The sequence below is a fragment of the Chroococcidiopsis sp. genome (genome assembly GCF_051657925.1).
In the GTDB taxonomy this organism is placed as follows: Bacteria; Cyanobacteriota; Cyanobacteriia; order Cyanobacteriales; family Chroococcidiopsidaceae; genus Chroococcidiopsis.
In genome coordinates this window covers 1-23,667 of record NZ_JBOFLP010000180.1, presented here as the reverse complement: position 1 = coordinate 23,667, position 23,667 = coordinate 1, and the positions used below count along the sequence as shown (strand labels likewise).

At 45.5% G+C, this 23,667-nt stretch carries 16 protein-coding genes and 1 tRNA gene; 7 read left to right on the top strand and 10 right to left on the bottom strand.

The features are described from left to right. The first annotated feature begins 234 nt into the window (after positions 1-234). Both ACRC32_RS14585 and ACRC32_RS14580 read left to right on the top strand, forming a co-directional pair. Entirely contained in the window at positions 235-2,367 is a 2,133-nt protein-coding gene (locus ACRC32_RS14585; RefSeq protein WP_438554649.1) for a thioredoxin domain-containing protein, read from the top strand. A 279-nt stretch (positions 2,368-2,646) separates the two neighbouring features. Further along, a complete protein-coding gene (locus ACRC32_RS14580) occupies positions 2,647-4,851 on the top strand; it encodes a DNA polymerase III subunit gamma/tau (RefSeq protein ID WP_438554648.1) in 2,205 nt (734 codons plus the stop codon). Positions 4,852-4,942: 91 nt separating this feature from the next. On the opposite strand, the gene ACRC32_RS14575 is transcribed toward ACRC32_RS14580, so the two are convergent. Beyond that, on the bottom strand, positions 4,943-6,358 hold the full coding sequence (locus ACRC32_RS14575; protein WP_015156811.1) for a glycosyltransferase: 1,416 nt from the start codon (positions 6,356-6,358) through the stop codon (positions 4,943-4,945). A 120-nt stretch (positions 6,359-6,478) separates the two neighbouring features. Between ACRC32_RS14575 and cbiD the strand changes: the two genes are divergently transcribed. Both cbiD and guaA read left to right on the top strand, forming a co-directional pair. Then, positions 6,479-7,693: a cobalt-precorrin-5B (C(1))-methyltransferase CbiD gene (cbiD, locus tag ACRC32_RS14570; RefSeq protein ID WP_438554647.1), complete on the top strand. Its 1,215-nt coding sequence runs from the start codon at positions 6,479-6,481 to the stop codon at positions 7,691-7,693. Between the two features lie 158 nt (positions 7,694-7,851). Beyond that, positions 7,852-9,441 carry a glutamine-hydrolyzing GMP synthase gene (gene guaA, locus ACRC32_RS14565; protein WP_106546747.1) on the top strand — a complete coding sequence of 530 codons (1,590 nt, stop codon included), beginning with the start codon at positions 7,852-7,854 and terminating at the stop codon, positions 9,439-9,441. A 440-nt stretch (positions 9,442-9,881) separates the two neighbouring features. On the opposite strand, the gene ACRC32_RS14560 is transcribed toward guaA, so the two are convergent. Further along, a complete protein-coding gene (locus ACRC32_RS14560; RefSeq protein WP_438554646.1) occupies positions 9,882-10,238 on the bottom strand; it encodes a winged helix-turn-helix transcriptional regulator in 357 nt (118 codons plus the stop codon). A gap of 247 nt (positions 10,239-10,485) precedes the next feature. On the opposite strand from ACRC32_RS14560, the gene ACRC32_RS14555 reads away from it, so the two are divergent. After that, entirely contained in the window at positions 10,486-11,499 is a 1,014-nt protein-coding gene (locus ACRC32_RS14555; RefSeq protein WP_438554645.1) for a zinc-dependent alcohol dehydrogenase family protein, read from the top strand. A gap of 8 nt (positions 11,500-11,507) precedes the next feature. On the opposite strand, the gene ACRC32_RS14550 is transcribed toward ACRC32_RS14555, so the two are convergent. From ACRC32_RS14550 to ACRC32_RS14525, 6 genes are all read right to left on the bottom strand, one after another. Then, positions 11,508-11,580: transfer RNA gene (locus ACRC32_RS14550), tRNA-Arg, on the bottom strand. Positions 11,581-11,687: 107 nt separating this feature from the next. Further along, positions 11,688-12,041 (bottom strand): phenylpyruvate tautomerase MIF-related protein, encoded by a 354-nt coding sequence (locus ACRC32_RS14545; RefSeq protein ID WP_438554644.1) that lies wholly within the window; start codon positions 12,039-12,041, stop codon positions 11,688-11,690. 2 nt (positions 12,042-12,043) lie between these two features. Further along, complete coding sequence (locus tag ACRC32_RS14540) at positions 12,044-12,523, bottom strand: flavin reductase family protein (RefSeq protein ID WP_438554643.1); 480 nt, start codon at positions 12,521-12,523, stop codon at positions 12,044-12,046. Positions 12,524-12,667: 144 nt separating this feature from the next. Further along, positions 12,668-13,495 carry a precorrin-4 C(11)-methyltransferase gene (cobM, locus tag ACRC32_RS14535; protein ID WP_438554642.1) on the bottom strand — a complete coding sequence of 276 codons (828 nt, stop codon included), beginning with the start codon at positions 13,493-13,495 and terminating at the stop codon, positions 12,668-12,670. Between the two features lie 158 nt (positions 13,496-13,653). After that, positions 13,654-14,538, bottom strand: coding sequence for a prolipoprotein diacylglyceryl transferase (gene lgt, locus ACRC32_RS14530; RefSeq protein WP_438554641.1), 885 nt, complete (start codon positions 14,536-14,538; stop codon positions 13,654-13,656). Between the two features lie 63 nt (positions 14,539-14,601). Beyond that, positions 14,602-16,077, bottom strand: a complete 1,476-nt coding sequence (locus ACRC32_RS14525; protein ID WP_438554640.1) for a leucyl aminopeptidase — start codon at positions 16,075-16,077, stop codon at positions 14,602-14,604. A 260-nt stretch (positions 16,078-16,337) separates the two neighbouring features. On the opposite strand from ACRC32_RS14525, the gene ACRC32_RS14520 reads away from it, so the two are divergent. Next, complete coding sequence (locus ACRC32_RS14520) at positions 16,338-16,850, top strand: shikimate kinase (protein ID WP_438554650.1); 513 nt, start codon at positions 16,338-16,340, stop codon at positions 16,848-16,850. Between the two features lie 49 nt (positions 16,851-16,899). Here ACRC32_RS14520 and ACRC32_RS14515 read toward each other — a convergent pair whose 3' ends face one another. Continuing rightward, complete coding sequence (locus tag ACRC32_RS14515) at positions 16,900-18,621, bottom strand: hypothetical protein (RefSeq protein WP_438554639.1); 1,722 nt, start codon at positions 18,619-18,621, stop codon at positions 16,900-16,902. Between the two features lie 154 nt (positions 18,622-18,775). Next, positions 18,776-20,734 carry a protein kinase domain-containing protein gene (locus tag ACRC32_RS14510; RefSeq protein ID WP_438554638.1) on the bottom strand — a complete coding sequence of 653 codons (1,959 nt, stop codon included), beginning with the start codon at positions 20,732-20,734 and terminating at the stop codon, positions 18,776-18,778. A gap of 1,182 nt (positions 20,735-21,916) precedes the next feature. On the opposite strand from ACRC32_RS14510, the gene ACRC32_RS14505 reads away from it, so the two are divergent. After that, on the top strand, positions 21,917-22,678 hold the full coding sequence (locus ACRC32_RS14505) for a response regulator (RefSeq protein WP_438554637.1): 762 nt from the start codon (positions 21,917-21,919) through the stop codon (positions 22,676-22,678). The last annotated feature ends 989 nt before the right edge of the window (positions 22,679-23,667 follow it).

Below are 23,667 nucleotides of genomic sequence, written 5' to 3'. Positions count from 1 at the left end.
AGTCTGTTGTGAGTTTTCTTCATTTTATCTATTAAGAAGGGGTGAGGAGCGAGGAGCGAGGAGTGAGGGAAATTTTAGATTTTGGATTTTAGATTTTAGATTGAATTTCTCCCTTGTCCGCCTTGTCTCTTTTGTCTCCTTGTCTCTTTTGTCTCTCTATCCTTTCCTCGCTCCTCACCCCTCACTCCTCGCTCCTTTTCGATAGACTGGCAGAGAAGGCGATCGCATTTAATTATGACTAATCTCCTGGCTCAAACTCAAAGCCTCTATCTCCGCAAGCACGCTGAAAACCCGATTGATTGGTGGTTTTGGTGCGATGAAGCTTTGGCAAAAGCAAAAGCGGAAGATAAACCGATTTTTCTGTCGATTGGTTATTCTAGCTGTCACTGGTGTACGGTCATGGAGGGAGAAGCTTTTTCTGACCCTGCCGTAGCAGCATACTTAAATGCTAATTTCTTGCCAATTAAGGTAGACCGAGAAGAACGTCCCGATATTGACAGTATCTACATGCAAGCTTTGCAGATGATGACTGGTCAAGGGGGTTGGCCTTTAAATATCTTTCTCGCGCCAGAAGATTTAGTTCCATTTTATGGTGGAACTTATTTTCCCTTAGAACCGCGATACGGTAGACCGGGATTTTTACAGGTTTTGCAAGCGCTACGCCGTTATTACGATACCGAAAAACAGGATCTGCGATCGCGCCAGGAAGCAATTCTCGAAGCTATCCAGCAAGCTGCTATTCTCCCCAATACCCAGCCTTTAGATGGCGAACTGTTGCGCCAAGGTGTGGAAACCAGTACGGGAATTATTACAGGTGGCGACTACGGAACTAAATTTCCCATGATTCCTTATGCTGACTTAGCTTTACGGGGGTGGCGTTTCTTGCCCGTCTGGAAAGATAATTTTCGCTACAATCTCCCAGAATCTTGTACTCAGCGTGGTATCGATCTAGCGTTGGGGGGAATTTACGACCATGTAGGAGGCGGTTTCCATCGCTACACCGTCGATCCAACTTGGACAGTCCCCCACTTTGAAAAGATGCTCTACGATAATGGGCAAATTGTTGAGTATTTAGCAAATTTGTGGAGTGCGGGAGTACGAGAACCAGCTTTTGAAAGGGCGATCGCGCTGACTGTAAAATGGTTGCAACGAGAAATGACGGCTCCTGAAGGTTATTTTTATGCCGCTCAAGATGCTGATAGTTTTATACATTCACAAGAAGTAGAGCCAGAGGAAGGAGCGTTTTACGTTTGGAGTTACAGCGAATTAGAAAACATCCTGACTCCAGAAGAATTAACTGCACTGCAAGCAGAATTTACCGTCACTCCCCAAGGTAATTTTGAAGGCAAAAATGTTTTGCAACGCCGTCAAATTGGTAGTTTAAGCGAGACAGTGGAATCAGCTTTGAAAAAACTGTTTCAAGTGCGATATGGTTCTACCTTTGAAGTATTAGATACCTTTCCCCCAGCACGAAATAATCAGGAAGCAAAAACTCAAACCTGGGCGGGTAGAATTCCGGCTGTCACCGATACCAAAATGATTGTTGCCTGGAATAGTCTGATGATTTCAGGTTTAGCAAGAGCTGCTGTCGTATTCAAACAAAATGATTATTTAGATCTAGCTGTTCGTGCAGCGAATTTCATTTTGGAAAATCAGTGGGTAGACGGGCGGTTTCATCGCCTGAATTATGATGGTAAGGCTGCTGTCATGGCGCAGTCGGAAGATTACGCCCAATTTATCAAAGCATTGTTGGATTTACATCAGGCTGAACTAGGGAGTCGGGAGTCGGGAGTCGGGAGTCGGGGAAGTGCTGTTTCCCTCACTCCTCACTCCTCACTCCTCGCCCCTCAAAATTGGTCAGATAAAGCGATCGCAGTTCAAGCAGAGTTTGATGAATTTTTGTGGAGTGTAGAACTAGGAGGCTATTTCAATACCGCTAAAGATGCGAGTCAGGAGTTAATTGTTAGAGAACGCAGCTATATGGATAATGCGACTCCGGCGGCGAATGGAGTAGCGATCGCCAATCTCGTGCGTTTGGCTTTACTGACGGAAGATCTAACTTATCTCGATCGCGCCGAGCAAGGCTTACAGGCTTTTAGCAGCGCCATGCACCAACATCCACAAGCCTGTCCCAGTCTATTTACTGCTTTTGATTGGTATTCTCACTGTACGACGATTCGGACTTCACAACAGCAAATCGAGACATTTTTAACACAGTATCTTCCTGCTGCCGTGCTGACCCAAGCAGATAACTTACCGGATTCCAGTGTTGGTCTAGTCTGTAAGGGTTTGACTTGTCTTGCACCTGCCGAAACCTTAGAAAAAATGCAAGAACAGATTCAGCAAAGTCAGATGAGGACGCTTTAAGGCGAAAGCAATGGGCGAATGAAATTCGCGACTACACAAACCAAGTCCGCCTGCGCGGACTCACTCGGGTAAAAGATTTACAACCCGCGCACCATCTGGACTTTGCTTGTATAGAGGCGATTTCTAATCGTCTGACTGACAACCCGCGTCGGCGGGTTTTGCTTAATAGAATATAATTTCGTTTCTTTAGGAGATATACTTCCTCTGCCATACTATAGATGGGGTTCTAAATAGTGCATTAGTACTATTTAGCCAGTGGTAGGGAAGAGTTTCAAATCAATGTCTTACGAGCCGCTACACCATAAATATCGTCCCCAAACTTTTGCCGATTTGGTAGGTCAAGAGGCGATCGCGACTACATTAACTCATGCAATTGAGCGAGAGAAAATTGCCCCTGCCTATTTATTTACGGGTCCGAGGGGGACGGGGAAAACCTCTAGCGCTCGGATTTTAGCAAAATCGCTGAACTGCCTCAATAGCAACAAACCAACAGCTCAACCCTGTGGTGTCTGTGTCGTGTGTCAAGGAGTTGCTAAAGGTGCGACTCTAGATGTGATTGAAATCGATGCTGCCAGTAACACGGGGGTAGATAATGTTAGAGAGCTGATCGAACGCGCCCAATTTGCCCCCGTCCAGTGTCGTTACAAAGTCTACGCGATCGACGAATGCCACATGCTCAGTACGGCGGCGTTTAATGCCCTACTCAAGACATTGGAGGAGCCGCCAGCACATGTAGTATTTGTCCTAGCTACCACCGATCCCCAACGAGTCTTACCAACAATTATTTCGCGCTGCCAAAGGTTTGATTTTCGCCGCATTCCTCTAGACGCGATGATAGGGCATTTAAGCGCGATCGCAGCTAAAGAAAGCATTGATATTACCCCAGAAGCCATACATTTAGTTGCATCCTTTGCGCAGGGAGGGTTGCGGGATGCCGAAAGTTTACTCGATCAGTTGAGCTTATTCGCTGGGGTCATAACTGTAGAGCGAATTTGGGATTTAGTTGGTTCTGTCGCCGAGCCGGACTTGCTAGAAATTTTACAGGCGATCGCACAGAGCCAACCAGAAGCATTACTCGATGCCGTGCGTCGAATTATGGATCGGGGTAGGGAACCGTTGACGCTGCTGCAAAACTTGGCAGGTTTCTATCGCGATTTACTTGTGGCTAAAACCGCTCCCAACCGTAACGATCTCATCGCCGTTACTCCTGCAACATGGGATGCGCTTTGCACGCAAGCTAAAGCTTGGGATATTTCTAGTATCTTGGTAGGACAACAGCACTTAGCTAAAAGTGAAGCCCAAATCAAAAATACAACGCAGCCCCGCTTATGGCTAGAAGTCAGCTTATTGGGATTGTTGCCATCTGCTGTCGCTTCACGTAGTGAGCAGGGAGCAGGGAAGCGGGCAGAGGGCGAGGTTTCCAAGTGGGCGGAAGCGCCGTCGCACGGCGCGTTGGAGCCGCGTTCGCCATCGGAGCCGCGTAGCAGGGAGCAGTTAGTAAGATCGTCGCTAGTTTCTTCAACACCTTCGGGAGTCGGGAGTCGTAGGGGCGGGTTTAGCGAAAGCTTGACAGATGAGGCAACAAATCTTGGTTCAAAACCCGCCCGTACAGAAGTTGGGAGCGGGCAAGCAGAGGCGCAGAGGAGCAGAGGTGCAGAGGGAGAGAAGAGAGCTGGGGGAGTTGAGGAGGCTGGGGAAGCTGGGGGAGAAAAAACAACCGTCAACTGTCAACCGTCAACCGTCAACCATCAACCAACAACTGATAGTAAAGAATCTTCAATTCCGACTTCCGAATTCCAAACTCCAAATTCTTCTAATGAGGAAGTTTGGCTTCAGGTACTTGCTTGCTTGCAACCGCACTCGACTCAAGCATTGCTCAAGCAAATGGGACGATTAATTCAATTTGAAGCTGGTATTGCCCGGATTGGCATGAAATCTCCAGCTTGGCGCGATCGCGCTAAAGCTTACGTACCAAATATCAAAGCTGCTTTTCTCTCAGCATTCGGACAAGAAGTACAAGTACAGCTGGAATTAGCCACGATGCCGAAGGAAGTTCGCGAGGCAACCTTGGCTGTGGCTAAGATCGCTTCAGCCAATAGTGGCGCACTTGAAACGAAAACCAACAATACGAATGGCGCTGCTCCCGCAATCGAGCATACAACTGGAGTAAGTATGGCTCAGCCAGCTGCTCCAGTCTCAAACACCCCACCAGTAACCACCATTCCAGATGACACTGCTAAAACACCGCTCTCATCAGCCACGACTGGAGATCCGGTCACTCCCATGACTTCCACTCCAGTCGGACAACTGGAAATTAGCGAGTTCGATATTGTAGTTCAACGCTTTGCTAAATCTTTCAATGGTGAGGCGATCGGTGATAGTACAGAATTTACCTCATCTACAGGCATCAGCAGTATCTCATCTGCCACTGTTCCAGAATGGGAAGATAGTGATACTGCCGAAGACTCCGATCTTGATTTTTGACGATCTGATAGTGGTTGATAGTGAATTGTTCATTACTGTTAACTATTAACTATTAACCATTAACCATTAACTATCAACAAACAACTAAATCCTAACTCTTACCCTGATGAACAGTTTTAACCCATTTCAATCGTTTAGGGCGAACGGACATTCTTGCAGTGATACTGGGCATCACCACTAACCAGTGAAACATATAAATAGTACCGCGCATGGTTTGAAGTAGCAGCATCAACAGCGTTGATAAACGCAGCTTTCCATCTGGATGGAACCGCTTTAGCCCTTGATACATCCACAACATAGACATTGACATGGCTAAACCTGTCAGCGGGCTAAACACAGGCAAACGATTACGAGCGATCGCCATGAACAAATCGGGAACCTGGGCAGCGGGTAATAAGTACTGAATTAGCAGATACATGAACATGTCAAAGGTTTTTTGAGTTCCCATGCGGTTGCTCAGGATCGGTCTCCAGTAGTCTAAGTATCGCTGATAGCCGCCTTCTGCCCAACGATTACGCTGATGCCATAGGGCAAGTGCTGTCGTTACACCTTCTTCCTCCACTGCTGGATAAGGTAGAAACTCAATCTCCCACCGATCTAGATGCAAGCGGAATGTCAAATCGAGGTCATCGGTGATTGTCTCCTCATTCCAGCCACCGCAGCGCTGCAAAGCTGCACGACGGACGAATTGACCGTTCCCTCGTAGTTCACCCAGTCCGCCAACTGCGAGTCGTTGCTGCTGTACGTAGGCATCCAAAGCCATTTCAGCTTGCTGTCCTAGCGTCCAGAAATTTTCGCTGGCATTGGCGATCGCCTTGCGTACCTGTACGGCTCCTACCTTTTTTTCTGCAAATAGAGGTAGAACTTGTTTGAGTAGGTCGGGAGTCACGCGAGCATCAGCATCAAATACTGCTAAAATCTCACCTTTAGTCAGCGGCAAGACTTGATTTAGCGCTCCTGACTTGCCACCAGTTGCTCCAGTCTGGCGATGCAATACTCTCAAGCAGTCGTATTCCTGCTCCAGTTGTGATAGTATTTTTGGCGTGTTGTCGGTGCTATCATCGTCTATCACCCAAACTTCGTACTTGTCATTTGGATAATCTTGATTGCAAAGTATCTTGACAAGATTGCCGATTACTGCTTCTTCGTTCTTGGCTGCCACAAGCAGGGAAATAAAAGGAGCCGTTGCCAGTGCTTCATCACTAACTAATTCTGCCTGCTGGCGCGGTCGAGCTAAGACTATCCGCAGGGCATGAATCCCAAACAACGTAGTTAGACCAAGTACAAACCATGCTCCCCAAGAAACTAAATGCAGGGCAATAGTACTGCTCCAGATCGTAACTAAAACAACTGCGGCTTTGCGCCTGCGACCTTGGAACAGAGATGGCAGCGACGTTGCTGGCAACGTTTCTACAGATTCTTCTGCATCTGACAGGTCTGACAAGAAAGCGCTCAGTGCGTCTAGTTCGTCATATGAATCATTTTCAGACCATGAATTGGCTGGCATAGGTCACTACTCGATCGAACACCAGTAATTGTTTGCGCCATCAGTGGCTTTGCAGTCTTAATTGTATCTGACATTTATACCCATCTCGGCATTTCACCTCTTAGCCCCGACTTCCAACCCATGTCACCCCGCTCTGGATATACCTTACCAGTATTCGCTTGTGCTGCGGCTGTAGCAGCTTTAGAGCAGATCGAACACGGGCGATCGCTTGCTCGTGTTTCAATCGACTTGCTCGAACCACCTGAAATTGTCGAAATTGAGATCGAACAAGTAGCCGAACTTAAGCCAGGGATCGCTTTAGCAATCACCCGTAGCGATCCAGGAGATAATCTAGATATCACGCGAAATACCCCGATTTGGGCATTGGTAGAATTGGGAGTCGGGAGTCGGGAGTCGGGAGTCGGGGAGAAGAGAGCTGAGGGGGCTGAGGGAGCAAATACCAACCACCCATTACCCATTACCCATTACCCATTACCCATCCCAGAATCACCACCAAAAAATATAATCATTAAAGGTGGAGAAGGACTAGGACGAATTGTAGATGCAGGTGACAGACCTGCAATTTATGCCTATGCCCAAAGATTGCTGTACGCTAACTTAGAGCGATCGCTCGCCCCAGGGGAAACAATTGAGGTCACAATCATCCTCCCAGAAGGCAGAAAACTCGCAGAGCGTACTTCCAATGCTGCTTTTGGAGTAGTAGATGGACTCTCTTTATTGGGGACGACAGGGATCTCTCAACCTTTGAGCGCCCCAGGACAGTTAGATATCTGTCGCGAACAATTACAAACAAAAGCAAGACAGTTTGAGAGTTTGGTTTTTTGTGTGGGAGAAAATGGTCTAGACTTAGCACCTCAACTGGGGATCGATCGCGAACGGTTAGTTAAAACCGCAAATTGGCTGGGTTCTCTGCTAGTAGAGGCGGGATTGCAGGGAGTCAAAGAAATTTTGTTGTTCGGCTATCATGGCAAGCTGCTGAAACTCGCAGGCGGAATTTTTCACACGCATCACCACCTTGCTGACGGACGGCGCGAGATCCTGACGGCGCATTGTGCCAATTTAGGCTTACCGACAAACGTTCTTCAGGTAATTTTTGCTTGTTCGACAGCAGAAGCCGCGCTGAAATATTTACGGGAATTGGGTGTGAGAGAAAACAGCGACTGGGTAAGTCGAGTTTATGACACGATCGCCTTAGAAATCGATCGACGTTCTCAGGAATATATCTATAACTACAGCGATCGCCAAGTTAGTATTGGTACAGTTCTGTTTGACCGCGATCGCCAAATTTTAGTCAAAAGCGAAACTGCTACTACCATCCTGGATCACTTGTGTTAACTTAATAAGAATAAACATTTAAAGATAGCAATAAATACAATTTTAGTATCCCTCTTTAGATAGGGATATATTTTTTAGATTTGTCATCGAGAGCTTCATCTCTTAGAGCAACCTTTTCTCATCCAGCAGGACTTCCAGCAGTGACAATACAAACAGAAATGCCGCCACAAGATACGTCACTCAGGCGGCTAGCTCGGCAAACGATCGTGATTCTTGACTTCGGCTCTCAATATTCGGAATTGATTGCCCGTCGGATTCGCGAGACTCAAGTTTATTCTGAAGTGATCTCCTATCGCACCACCGCCGAACAACTGCGCCTACTCAATCCTAAAGGAATTATCCTCTCAGGGGGACCCAATTCCGTGTATGACAAAGGTGCTCCGCAGTGCGATCCCGCAATTTGGCATTTGGGTATCCCTATCCTTGGCGTGTGCTATGGAATGCAGCTGATGGTAAATCAGTTAGGCGGGCAAGTCGTTCGCGCCGAACGGGGAGAGTATGGTAAAGCAGCCTTGCGTATAGACGATCCTACAGACTTGCTGACCAATGTAGAAGATGGGACGACCATGTGGATGAGCCACGGGGATTCGTGCGTCAAGCTACCGGAAGGATTTGAAATTCTCGCCCATACAGAAAATACTAGCTGTGCGGCGATCGCCGAACACAATACAAAACTTTACGGCGTGCAGTTCCATCCAGAAGTCGTCCACTCAATCGGCGGCATAGCATTGATCCGCAATTTTGTCTACCATATTTGCGACTGCGAACCAACTTGGACGACAGCGGCTTTTGTTGAAGAGTCAGTGCGGGAAGTACGGGCGAAAGTCGGTGATAAGCGAGTGTTGTTGGCGCTTTCGGGCGGTGTAGATTCTTCTACCCTAGCTTTCTTGTTACATCGGGCGATCGGTGACAAACTGACTTGTGTATTCATCGATCAAGGCTTTATGCGCAAGCACGAACCGGAACGATTGGTGAAATTGTTTCGAGAACAGTTTCACATTCCGGTAGAGTATGTTAATGCTAGCGATCGCTTTTTAGCTGCGATCGCAGGTGTTACCGATCCCGAAGAAAAACGCCGCCGGATCGGACATGAATTTATTAGCACGTTTGAAGAGAGTTCCAAGCGTCTCGGACCCTTCGACTACCTCGCGCAAGGGACGCTTTACCCAGACGTGATCGAATCTGCCGATACTAACGTCGATCCCAAAACAGGCGAACGTGTCGCGGTGAAGATCAAGAGCCATCATAACGTCGGTGGTTTACCCAAAGACTTGAGGTTCAAACTCGTCGAACCCCTCCGCAAACTCTTCAAAGACGAAGTACGTAAAGTCGGACGGGCGATTGGTTTACCAGAAGAAATCGTTCAGCGCCAGCCATTCCCTGGTCCTGGCTTAGCAATTCGGATTATTGGTGAAGTCACAGCCGAACGGTTGGAAATTCTCCGCGATGCAGATCTGATCGTCCGTCAAGAGATCAATCGGCAGGGTTTATACAATGACGTATGGCAAGCCTTTGCAGTCCTTTTACCAATTCGTAGCGTTGGTGTCATGGGCGATCAGCGTACTTATGCTTATCCAATTGTCCTACGCCTCGTTACTAGCGAAGATGGGATGACAGCGGATTGGGCAAGGGTTCCTTACGATTTGTTGGAATTAATTTCTAATCGGATCGTGAATGAAGTCAAGGGCGTAAATCGCGTCGTCTATGATATTACTTCTAAGCCACCTGGAACCATCGAGTGGGAATAGAAGCCTGGGCGAATAGAATTCGCGGCTACACAAACTAAGTCCGCCTAGCCTGTGGCAAGCTACGCTAACGCGGACTGCTTTTAAACCCGCACAGGCGGGTTTTGCCTGTGTAGCTGCGATTTCAATCGCTCAGTGTAGGATTCTTTTTATTTATTTAACTCAGTGGAACTAGGGCTTTGTTGCTTTTGTAACTCAACAGCGAAAAGCCGAATCAATTCATCTTGCCGAGTGTTATCTATGTTGGCGAGTTCGCGACTAATAGGCTCAACCAGTTTTTATGGAAGCCCCCAAAGCTTTAGCAATGCAGTAAAGGTATGGTAGTGTTGGTGATTAAAATGCCATTATTTGTGGAATTTTTTGGTTCAGTAGTATTGTATTAATTGTAACATCGGTTATTGCTGGCTCAAGGTAGCGATCGCTAGCCTTCACCTTTTTGACTTTTAGCTTTTGACTTTTGACTTTTGTTCTACCAACTGACTCACATAGCGATCGCCCCAATCGCGCATCATCAGTAAAATTGGTTCTAAACTGCGACCGAATTCGGTTAAAGAATATTCTACTTTCGGTGGCACTTCAGCGTAGACGGTGCGCTTAACCACACCATCTTTTTCTAATTCGCGTAACTGCAAAGTTAACATTCTTTGAGTGCAGCCTTCTACTAAACGCTGGAGTTCGTTGAATCGCTTCGTTCCCTCCATTAGATGAAATAAGATCACGCCTTTCCATCGACCACCAATCACATCTAATGTTGCTTCTACAGAGCAACCGTAGCGGTAATCGTATTGTCTGCTTTGCATAGAATGCCTCGAACAGGATAATTTTTGATACTACTGCACAAATTTGATACTACTTCACAAAATTGTGCGTACTTGTCAATTTTTAATTTAGCCGAGAAACTCAAAGTATAGTTTTTCGATTGCAACTATTTGAACGAAGCGCAAATAAAAGTTTTTTTATAGATCGCTGCTCCCTGCTCCCTACTCCCTGTGTTTGGTCATCTTGACCTACTATTTTGTGCTGTTCGCTAACAAATTGGAGACATTTATGAAAGCTTACGAAATCCAGAATGACAAGCCAGGATTGGATGCTTTAACTTTAGTAGAACGCCCGCAACCGCAACCCAAAGCCAGACAAGTATTGGTCAAAATGAAAGCTGCGTCCTTGAATTACCGAGATTTACTAGTTGCAAAAGGAGCTTATGGTTCTAAATCTTTCAAGCCAATCGTACCGCTTTCTGATGGTGCAGGGGAAGTCGTCGCTGTGGGAGAAAGTGTGACGCAAGTCAAGGTAGGCGATCGCGTTGCAGGCATTTTCATGCAAACATTTATATCGGGAGAATTAACAGCAGAAAAGGCCAACTCTGCTCTTGGTGGTGCGATCGATGGTGTATTAGCAGAATACGTTGTCTTTGACGAACAGGGAGTTGTCAAAATTCCCGCACACTTATCTTATGAAGAAGCTGCAACTTTACCTTGTGCTGCTGTTACAGCTTGGAATGCAATGATAGCAGAGGGAGAACTTAAAGCAGGTGATACCGTGCTGCTACAAGGAACAGGTGGCGTATCGCTATTTGGCTTGCAATTCGCAAAAATGATGGGCGCACGAGTTATTCTAACTAGCAGTAGCGATGAGAAATTAGACCGTGCTATCCAGCTAGGCGCAGATGTAGGAATTAATTACAAAACTACGTCCGACTGGGATGAAAAAGTTGAGAAATTGACCGATGGTAGAGGTGTAGATCTGGTTGTAGAAGTTGGGGGATCGGGAACGCTGTCAAAATCCCTTCGTGCCGTCCGCTATGGCGGTAAGATAGCGATGATTGGCGTGCTGACAGGTATTGCAGGAGATGTCAGCACTGGTTCAATCCTGTTCAAACATATCCGAGTCCAAGGCATTTATGTAGGCTCTCGCGATTTATTTGAAGACATGAATCGGAGTATTAGCCTGCATCAAATGAAACCGATTATAGATCGGGTCTTTCCATTCCACGAAGCCAGAGCAGCATTAGCCTACCTCGAAAGTGGCGCACACTTCGGTAAAGTCTGTATAAGCCTGTAAGCAACAAACGGATCCTAGAGGACTCGAACCTCTGACTTACCGATTAGAAATCGGTTGTTCTATCCACTGAACTAAGGATCCAGAAACTAAGTCAAGGTAGAACATTGCTACCCTAACAAAAAGTAAGCTGCACTTACATTAGAAGTGAGCTTACATATCCTATCAAAAAATTGGTCAGTTGTGGATGACTATCCAAAAGTCGAGCTATTCCAGCCCCACATATAACCTTTCGCGTCGTTGAATTCAATATAGATGCGGTTTTTGTCTACACCTAACGCTTGGTTAATCTGCTGGCAAAAGTCCTGACTCATTGCCTTGGTTTGCTCTGGCTTCATCGTTCCAACGCTTTTTACTTCTACGTAGCAAACTGGATCTAACGTTCCAGCAAAAGTCATCGGTACATCAGGTTCAAACGCCGTCATGACGTATGATTCTGGTTTACCTGTATGCTTTGCCAACATGGAAGATAGGCTTTTCAGCAACGCTTCCACGTCAGATTCAGTAGGAGTCGCGATCGAAGTTTGGACTTTAATGAGTGGCACGATTAACCTCCGTACTGCCAGCCGGTTGTCTCCAAGCGCAGCGAGTCTCCTTCGCGGTGAACGCCAGCAGCGATGACTTCGCCAACATAAACTGTATGGTCGCCTTTTTCTACCGCGCCAACAACTTGACATTCAACGTAGCCTAAAGAGTCAGTCAGGATCGGACACCCTGTTTCACCGATGTAAAACTCGAGATCGTCGAATTTGTTGCCTACTCGTCGTTGGGGTTGAAAGAATTTTTGGGCTATATCTTTTTGTTCGGCATCGAGAAAACTGATGGCAAATACCCCACTGGTTTTAATCATTTCGTGGGATTTGGAGTCTTGTTTGACACAATTAACTATCAGGGGTGGTTTGAAAGAAGCCTGCATGATCCAGCTAGCGGTGAAGCCATTGACATCTTCTCCATCTTTCACACCGCACACATAGAGTCCGTGCGGAATCTTCCGCAGCATAGTTTTTTTGGCTTGTTCGTCTAGCAAGGCGCGTTCTCCTCAAATTGTTTTTACTTAAATTGCTAAGTAAATCTTATCGAACCACAGGGGATAGTTATCAGTTATCAGCGAGCAGGGAGCAGGTTAGAGGCGTTACATTTAACGTTTGTAGAAGGTTATCAGTGACCGTAATTATGGATTAAGTTTTTGCTTAGGGCGAAATAAGTGAGTGTGTTCGGGATGGTAGAGGCGAGATCTTGCCGTAACTTCTCCTAATGCGGGGCTGATAACATAAAGAGTGGTACGAATTAGCTGTTCTTTGTGGGTAGTCTCTGCCATTTTGTCAAGCGTGGTGACACAAATTTTTTCGTCTTCCCAACCCAAGCGGAAACAAATTGCTACGGGAGTTTCTGGCGGGTAGTGTGCTAATAATTGACTTTGAGCCGATTCTACATGACGGGCGGCGAGGTAGAGGCAAAGACTAGCTTGATGGGCGGCGAGGGATGCTAATTCTTCTCTTTCTGGAACTTGCGTGCGTCCGCTGATACGGCAGAGAATTATTGTCTGTACGAGTCCAGGGACGGTTAATTCAATGTTGAGTTTGGCAGCAGCGGCTTGAAAGGCACTGATCCCAGGAACGACTTCAAATGGAATCTCGGCGGCGGCGAGGGCTTGTATTTGTTCGTGGATGGCGCTGTAGAGACTCGGATCGCCAGATTGCAGGCGGATCACGGATTTATGCGATCGCACCCTTTCCACCATCACGGGTAAAATATCCTCTAAGGTTTTATTTGCCGTATGAATAATTTCTGCCTCTGGACGGCACATTTTTAAGATTTGTCGCGGCACGAGAGAGTCGGCATAAAGAATGACATCTCCCTGCATTAGAAGCTTTTGGGCTTTAACGGTCAAAAGTTCTGGATCGCCTGGTCCTGCCCCTACAATGTATACTCCTGGGGCGAGGGTAGGAATTGATTCGCGATTTAACTCGATAGTAGATTCAGAAGTAGAGTTAGACATAGGCGATCGAGAGCTGCTTGTAATCGCAGATTTAAGATTTTCTCCAAATTTTCACATTCTTTTCCGAAGTCGAGTCACTTCACGATGAAGATACCTATTGGTAGATGCTGCATCATAAGTAAGCCCTAAATTCAGCCCTTAGGGCTTTTTTTTGAGATTCAACGCTTGGAAACTTCTATCCTTGGTTCTGGTGCTGTAACTGGAGGCGCAACATCTGGTAACGAACGGCGATAAAGATACAACCAAGCCAGCCCAAATAATCCAATGGCAACTCCTACTAGACTCACCATTTGAGCCATCCGTAACGGTCCTAGCATTAAACTATCGGTACGCAATCCTTCAATCCAAAAGCGCCCTAAGCTATAAGCTACCATGTAGGTTAAAAATAGCGTGCCAGTTTTCAACCGCAATCCTCGTAAGCTGCGGAAAAACAAATACATTAAGATCCCAAACACCATCAAATTCCACAGCGATTCGTAGAGAAACGTAGGATGAAAGTATTCGAAATTTTCGTATCCAGGCGGACGGTTGCTAGGAGGAATATAGAGTTTCCAAGGTAAATTTGTAGGGCTGCCAAAGGCTTCAGAATTGAAAAAATTTCCCCAACGTCCGATCGCCTGTCCTAAAATCAGCGAAGGAGCAATCAGATCGGCTACTTGCCAAAAAGAAATCTTGCGTAACCGACAAAAGATTAAAGTTGCAATAACTCCACCTAAGATTGCACCATGAATGGCAATTCCACCCTCCCAGATCGCAAAGATTTTACCTGGATTGTTAGCGTAGTTCGACCACTCAAATAATACATAGTACAAGCGGGCAGCAGGAATCGCTCCCACGACTAACCAAATCGCGACATCACCAATAATGTCGGGGTTAACGTGACGGCGTTTAGCCAAATATTGCGATAGGGTAACTCCAATTAATACAGCTGAGGCAATCAGCAGACCATACCATCGGAGTGTCAAAGGACCAATTTGTACCAGAATTGGTCCAGGAGAAGCAAATTGCCATGCCAAAGGCAAATCAGGAATCGCAGGTAACATTGGGATTATATGTTTGAGGATGTTTTGCCCGTGCTGTCGCACAGGCTGCAGAATTCATTCTATCTAGCCAGTCAACACCCAATTTACCAGAGTTCTTACGCCGAAACCCGTTGCTCCAGCGTTGTTATAGCCATTTTCCTTATCAGTCCAGACAGGACCAGCTACATCCAAATGTACCCAAGGGGTTTCTTTGACAAATTGTTTGAGAAATAGGGCAGCAGTAATCGAACCACCAGCGCGGGGACCCGTATTCTTCATATCGGCAATCCCAGACTTCAAACCCTCAAAATATTTTTCTTCCATAGGTAGCCGCCAGAACTTTTCGCCTGCAATCTCAGCAGCAGCTTGGATTTCATTAGCTAAAGTATCATGGGGAGTAAACAATCCCGCAATATCGTCTCCCAAGGCGACAATGCAAGCACCGGTCAAGGTAGCAAGATCAACGATCGCATCTACACCTAATTTTTCGGCAAATACCAGTGCATCTGCTAAAGTTAAGCGTCCTTCAGCGTCAGTGTTATTCACTTCAATCGTTTTGCCGTTGGAAGCCTTGAGGATATCGCCAGGATGCATGGCACGACCGCTGATCATATTCTCGGTGGCGGCGCTAATAAAGTGAACCTCGACATCGGGCTTGAGCTGAGCGATCGCTTTAGCTGCCCCTAGAGTTGCCGCAGCACCACCCATATCCATTTTCATCGTTTCAATCCCGCTGCCAGCACCCTTGATGTTCAAGCCGCCAGAATCGAAGGTTAAGCCTTTACCAATAATCGCTAACTTGCGTTTAGGCGTACCGTCGGGTTTGTAGGTCAAGTGGATGAATTTGGGAGGCAACTCCGAAGCTTGGGCAACGCCTAAAAACGCACCCATGCCTAGCTTTTCACAATCTTCCCGTTCGAGAATTTCAACCGCCAATCCGTATTCAGAGGCGATCGCCTGTGCTGTTTCCGCCATTGTTACTGGTGTTACGGCATTAGCTGGAGCAGCCACCAATTCCCGCGCCAAAATTACACCTGAAGCAATCTGACTGGCACGGGTAACAGCATCATCTTGAGTGCCTAACCCTAGTAAGTCAACTCGCTCTACAGTTGGCGGTTTATCTTCCGGTTCTGACTTAAACCGATTATCTTGAAACAAAGCCAGTTGAATTCCCTCAGCCAAAGCTTGAGCCGTCGCCGCCGGATCGTTGTTCCATACTGGCAAACTGATTCCTACAGTTTTACACCGTTCCTTTTTCGCTAACCGCGCCACAACCGCAGCCGCTTTACGCCAGCTATCTATTTTTAGTCCTTCGGGCTTACCCAGTCCCACCAATATGACTTTGCGGACGGCGCTACCACCGCCAACCCGCGTCACCGCCGTACTACCTTCTTTCGCCTTAAACTCATTATCTGCAACCAGTTCGGCGATCGCCCCAGCAAATTTTCCGTCCAGCTCTGCCAGTTCGCCTGTTAATTCTACAGCATCCTCAAATAAACCAAGGGCAAGAGCATCTCCAGCCCAGTCTAAAAGTGGTGTATCAATCGCTCGAATTTCCATTACTCTGCGTTCCGCTTTTTAGCTTCTTGTTCCAGTATTGCGTAAAAAGGGAGCAGGGAGCAGGGAGCAGGGAGCAGGGAAGAAAGACAAGAGGGACAAGAGGGACAAGGGGGACAAGGGGGACAAACAGAAAACTCGCTCCTCGCTCCTCCCAACTACCAATTACCCATTACTATTAAAATGATAAAAGTCATTAGTCATATTTGAATCGAGTGGGAGACAGCGACTTACTTAAGGGAATTAACCTGTACCTGGTGGGAATGATGGGTGCAGGCAAGACAACAATAGGAAAAATACTTGCAGCTCAACTCGGTTATGGGTTTGTCGATACGGATGCAGTCATCGAACAACTGACACAAAAATCGATTAACCGAATCTTTGCTGAAGAGGGAGAAACAACATTTCGGCAAATAGAAACCAAAGTCTTATCAGAAGTTTGTGCCTATACTCGTCTTGCCATTTCTACTGGTGGCGGAATAGTATTGCGGCGAGAAAACTGGAGTTATTTGCATTACGGCTTAATTGTTTGGCTGGATGTGCCAGTCGAACAACTCTATAGCCGCTTAGCAGAAGATAATACTAGACCTTTACTACAAGATCCCGATCCAATTGGAAAACTGCGATCGCTCCTCGATGAGAGGCGATCGCTCTACGCCGAAGCTGACTTACACATCACCCCCAATCCCCAAGACACCCCAGACGCGATCGCAGCACAGGTGTTGGAAGCAATTCCTTCAGTGTTGAAAGCGGGAGTTATAAGTCGTAAGTCGTAAGTCAGAATTAACTGTTCCCCGCTCCCTGCTAAGTGCCCCTGCTCCCTATTCACTGATAACTGTCAGCATACTGCCAAGCTTGCTCGAACTGCTTCTGGACGACTTGAGCTTCCTCTTGCTTGTTCTGTGCTTTAAGGCTTTGCATTAACCCATAGAGAGACCAGCCGTTTTCGGGATAAATATTCAAGTCATCTCGATAGGCTTGTTCTGCTTGGGCGAAGCGACGCGCTTTGAGTAAAATACCTCCTAGCGATTGCCGTGCAGGTTGAGACCAGTCAGCAGGCTCGGTATAAACAAGAGCATCTTCTAGCTTGACCGCTGTTTGCAAGTGCGCGATCGCCTGCTGGTAATTTTTCTGCTGTGCAGCAATTTCACCTGCTAGCACTTGGGAGGCAAGATTTAAAATACTTGCCGTTGAGTTAAAACCCCAAATTTTGATGTCTTGCAAGGCTGGAATCGCGGCGATCGCTCGTAGTTTTTTCAATTCCCGCATTGCTGGTTTAATCTGACCTTTAGCAGCAAAAGCGCGTCCGCGTGCGTAGTGCCAAACTCCAGATGGATATTTCAGATCTTTTGCGGGTGCAGCGGTTGAGAGAATTCGATCCCATTGACCAAACCGAATGTAGGTATACATGGGAATCGTAGAGAAGTGCTGCAAAGCTCCAGCCAAATCTGGCTGTCGCATGAGTTTTGCATCTACTTTAGCTGTCCGAAGTGCTGCCTGGGTTGCGACTTTACTTTGTCCGGTCATCAAAGCAGCGAACCAGAGAAAATGATGGTTGTGGGGCATATAAGCCAATGGATAAATCCCCTCTACCTGATTCCGAGCGGCATAAGCGTTGTCAGCAGCAATTCCGCGTTGATTGGACAGTACGGCATCGTGATATCTGCCAACACGTATATAGATGTGCGATGCCATGTGTACTAAGTGACCGGAATTGGGAACCAGTTGCATCAGGCGATCGGCAGAAGCAACCCCCAAATCGGGACGCTCTTTCTCTACTGCATGAATGTAAAGATGGTTAGCGCCAGCATGGTTGGGATACTGTTTGAGAACTGACTCTAAGGTGGCGATAATTTCTTTACCTGCTGGTTTGAGCGTGCCATCTTCCTCCCAGTAATCCCAAGGAGTGGTATCCATTAAGGATTCAGCAAACAAAGTTGCTGCATCTGGGTCATCTGGGTAGCGTTGGGCAACTTCCCGCATGGCATTGGCATAGGCAAGATCGAATGACTTGCGGTCTTCGACTGGCTGCGGTGGATAACGTTTTGCTAATGCCTGAATGTAAGCCTTCTCTTTGTCACTGGCATTTTTACTCAGCTTCAGTGCTTGCTGGAGCGATCGCCAAGCTTCAGATACGGCTTCTGGCTCCATCGGTGCGTTGATGTTGGGTCCGAGGACCAGAGCAATGCCCCAGTAACAAATCGCACATTCAGGATCGAGTTTAGCAGCTTCTTGGAAGGAACGGGCTGCTTCCGCATGATTGAACCCGTAGGCAAGGGTCAACCCTTGGTCGAAGTAACGTTGAGCTAGTTTTGAATTCGTTGATATCGGGTGGTGGAGATTGCCGAGATTGTCAAATAGTGTGGCAGTGGGTTGAGATGATGTTGCTTGAGCGAGGTGCATCGCATGATGATTAGATGGAGCGCGATCGCGACTCGACTCTTTTGCCACTGCTAATTTTAATGGTGAAGACTGAGTGACAGCTAGTCCTAACGTTATTAATAGCGCCCAAATAAATAGCGTAAGGCGTTTAGAGACGAAAGACATATGTTCTCCAAAAACTGAAATTCGTGAAATTCTGTTATGTGTTATACCTACACGTGGTCTTCCAGAAAATTTCAGAATGGGAGAAACAAAAATATACATGAGTTACGCGATCGCTCTCCCAACCCCTTCAAAAGGAGGCAAGAGTTCTCAAAACTTAAGGTAATGGCGCTGTGGAGTTGACGCTATAACTGGAGGTGATTTTACCAAGCTGCGATCGCAGTTGCGGATACTGTGTCTCAGGAACGATGAAATGAATGTAAGAAATTTTGTCATCATCTTGTTTGACAAAACCGTAGCCTAACATTTTGCTTTTTTTACCTTGCAGGTTGGTCACTGCATAACTCCAATGAACTTGCAGCCAACCGTCACTTACTGCTTCAGGTGCGGCTAGCTGAAAATCAGGATTCGCACGATACTGTTGTTGGGCTGCTCTGGCTAAAAATCGGTTCAATCTTTCTTGTGAAATTTGACCTTTTTGCTGAAATGCTTCTCTGGTAAAGACATCAACTACAATAGCTGCATTATTAGTCGGAGCGTACCAGCTAACAATTGCTTCACCCGTCGTACTGCGATCGCGACGCTGCCAGTCTTCCGGTACGTCGATTGAAAACAGATTGGTATTGTAAGTATAAGTTTTCAGCCGACCAATTTTCACTTGCTCGCTCAAGCTTGATGTTGTCGATCCTGGCTGCGGAGAAACAGCATTTGGCTGGTTATTGGTTGTTGACGAGGAATTCAATTCACTCGGTTTGCCGTTTTGCTCTGCGATCGCTGTAGGAGAGTCATTGTTGATAGAATTCGTTTTTGGTCTTGTTACATAGCTAATCGCAACAAATAGCACGGCTAAAGCTACTAAGCTACCGCAAAGAATTAAAGCAGCTTTTGCCAAAGTTACTAATTTACTGGTGGCAGCAGAGGTTTTCAATTTTTCATGACTAGCTTTACTTGAAGTAACGCCTGTATGAAAAGTTTCTTTTCTCTCTACTGGGTTGGGAGGCGTAGAGACTACTGTTGGTAGCGGAGGCGAGGATTCTGGAATAATTGTCTGTGAAGCAGGAGTCGATGGAGTTGCCGGTGGTGCTTGCGGCGTACTAACTCTTGGTGGAGTCGGAGTTGATGGAGTTGCAGCCGGTGGTGCTTGCGGCGTACTAACTTTTGGTGGAGTCGGAGTCGATGGCGGTGCAGCCGGTGGTGCTTGCGGCGTACTAACTTTTGGTGGAGTCGGAGTCGATGGCGGTGCAGCCGGTGGTGCTTGCGGCGTACTAACTTTTGGTGGAACAGTATGAGTGTCAAGCTGCTGCAAAGCTGCTAACATACTAGGCGCATTCATGTAGCGATCGCGGGCTGATGGTTGTATTGTTTTATCTAAAATCGCCGCAAATTTTGGACTCACATTTAATGTTTGCTGTCGCCAGTGGATCTCACCCGTCAAAGGGTTAGTTTTCAGTGCTTGCGGCATCTTACCTGTCAGTAAATAAATTGCCGTTAAGCCTAAAGCATACAGATCGCTGGCAAATAAAGGTTTTCCCGCTGCTTGTTCGTTGGGAATAAATCCTGACGTACCTACCACAATCGAACTTGTGGCACGACCGGAAGCCGTTACCGTCGTTCCCATGATTTCCTTAATCGTGCCAAAATCGATCAAGATAGGTTTGCTATCTCGCGATCGCCAAATAATATTGTCTGGTTTTAGATCGCGGTGAATAATACCTTGACTGTGAATGTATTGCAGAACTGGCAGTATATTTAATAATATTTCTTTAACTTCTCGCTCGCTAAACAGTCCTACTTGTTGGACGCGATCGCTCAGAGTTTGACCTTGAATCCACTCTTGAACTAAATAAAATTCTCCAGCTTCTATAAAATAGGCATACAGACGAGGGATTTGACTATTGATATCGCCTAGCGTTTCTAAAGTTGCGGCTTCACGCTGAAATTTTTCTCTGATTATTCGCTCGACCTGGGGACTGTTTTCGATCGGTTTGAGCTGCTTAATGATACATTTCTTACCAGAAGGCATCTGAGTGTCTTCTGCTAAAAAAGTCTTCCCAAACCTCCCATTTGCTAGTTCTCGCAGCACTCGATAACGATTTTTTAACAAGATTGCTGCCATCGGAAGTTGCTGATTTTCAGTTTTAGTTCTAACATACCACGTTCAGTTGTCAGTTATCAGTTGTCGTAGGGCGGGTTTAGCAAACATATTCACGGGCTTTAGCCATAATCTTCGTTCAAAACCCGCCCGTACAGTTGTCAGTGTAGAGACGTTACAACGTTACATGTAACGTCTCTACTACTCATCGCTCGCTGCATAAACTAACTGAGGGAAACCTAAGTAATCTATAACAAGCATTACGCAGTAGGAGAAACCCCATGCACGCTAACATCTGGTCTATCTTTGCTATCTTAGCTGTACTAATTCAAGTTATCCCTGCTGTAGTCGTCTTGTACTTAGCAACAGCAACCGATCGGCAGGAATGGTTTTGCTAGAAAACTTTACTAGGTCGAACCCTACAAAATGATGAAATTTTGTTACAACATTTACTGCTACTTTTGGTTAATCTTGAGTTAAGCTTATGTTTAGTTTCAGTAAAGATTTAATAAAGACTACGACTGGTTTTGACAATTTGGCTGGGAAAATACTTAAATTAGTGATGTAAGAAAATTTATTCTTTGCTTCTCGATCTTGGCATAATCGAGGAGCAAAACTCGTTATACAAAAACACGAGAAAGATAACTGTTATGCTATCTACCTTGTAGACAGACAGCAAAGGGTGCTAACTACAGCCTATTTGCAATGCTAAGCAGCATTACAATATCGATTTAAACAAAATAAAGCTAAAAAAAATTAAGCACGGTTCCCGAGCTTAACCAAACTCTGAGGAAGTTAGGTTTACCACTTAAGGCAGAGCATTCTGTAGCTTTTGCTTGCATCTCTGCAACATTTGCTATGAGTAATCTGGCTACCTTTATGCAATTTGCTGTTAGTCTTGGGTGCTGGTAACAAATTTACTTAGAAGTATGTGCTTTTTCCGTAATCTTTGTCACTCAAGTTGGATTTGTAATTATACATACAATGCATCAGCCTAGAAAAAAATTTTGTTTACTGCGGACAAAAATTGTTGTTTTTTGTAAAGTTTAACTGAGCCAGATATGCTTTCTCTGCTGGAAACCTACAGGCGATCGCGATGCATCAAATCTAAAATCGCAGCGTATCTATACATAACATCTGGTTAGTAGGTCAGCGCATATAGCTCAAATCGAGCCTTCATAAGTTATTAGGAAATGTTTGCGTCCTATGTCGTTACTAATTCTCGTGGTTGATGATGAGCCGTCGATTCGTGTTTCTGCCAGTTATGCATTAGAGCAAATCGGATACTCAGTAGTTACGGCTGAACATGGAAAAGAAGCGCTGAGAATTATTGAGGAATATCAACCTCATTTAGTTATCACCGATATTATGATGCCGCAGATGAATGGATACGAACTCATTCGATGGGTGCGTCAGCGTCCGGCATTTCGGTTATTGCCTGTCGTATTTTTAACCGGACGCACGGAAACAGAAGAACGCATTCGCGGCTATCAAATGGGAGGCGATGCATACTTACCTAAACCGTTTGAATTAGATGAGTTACATGCTGTCGTTCGCAACCTGCTAGAGCGATCGCAGCTGATATCTCAACTGATGCAATGGGAATTGCGCCTGCGCGATCGCGCACAAAATACAGGTAGGCTACCCGTCTCTACAGATACTTTCGACTACAATCCTTTTAGTGTTCCAACACCAATTTCATCGCCAACTGAAACCTTACGCCACCAATTGCATTCCCAAATCCAAGCAACAATTGCAGCTACCAGATCTCACATTAATTTCACAGACAGAGAACAGGCTGTACTCAAATTTCTGGCGCAGGGACTATCTAATTCTCAAATTGCTACCAATCTATTTCTCAGTCCGCGCACGATAGAGAAATACGTGAGCAATTTGTTAGGTAAAACGGGAACTAGCAATCGTGTTGAATTGTTGCGCTTTGCGATGGAAAACCATTTAATTTCGTAAGACACTCGTAAAAATTGCGAGCGCAGGGTAGCATCTACCAAATCATCTTAAGATTTTAGAACTTGGATTTTAAATTTTGGATTATAGAAAATTGCGTCAGCAAATTTTAGTAGTTTAAAATTGGTAGCGATCGGATCAAACAGTATATTCTTTTTGATCTATGGTGTCTTAGCAATATTTAATTATAGGTCTTTATATTTCTCTCCATCCACTTTCTCAATAGCATTTTTTTAATTAAACTGTCTTCTACTAAAGATAACAAAATAGAATATTTATTATCTGCCATCCAAGTTTGGTGCTAAGGGGAATATGTTTCCACATAAACCTATTATATCCTAGCACTTGACTTGGTTTTTTTAATATCATAACCTCTTAAAATAGATGGCACATCTATTGTTTTAAAACGGGTATATACCTAGTGAACTCACCCATTATTTGGGTAACCTTGCCGTACAAATAATCTGAATCTTTTTATAGATTATTAGTAGATGACGAATAATAGCCTGAGCAAGAAAAAACAAAAAAGTTTTTCAAACAGGTTTTCCGAAATCAAATCTGAACTAACTGTAGGATTAAATAACGAGAAACAACAACTAAAGCTGGTAGTTACTCTTACAGCCTTCTCTCAGCACTAAAAGATGTTCTCTAAACCGAATCTGTATAAAAAATGGTCGGTAAATCTGAAAAACAATAAAATAACTTTCAAAAGTTATTTTATTGATTAAAAATACCAGGCTTAAATCATTTTATTGACAACAAAGCTTCTAGGTATTTTAAAGATTAAAATTCAAACGAACTAAACTTTAAGTGCATAATTCTCGGATCGCAAACGTACAACAAATTAAGTCACTCAAACAACTTCAGGAGACTACTTACAATGATTAACGAAACCAACACCGAACTATTTGTCGAACTATCTGACGAGCAACAACAATTAGTCGCAGGTGGTTATTCTTGGGACGGCTACGGTGACAATTCTATCTATGATG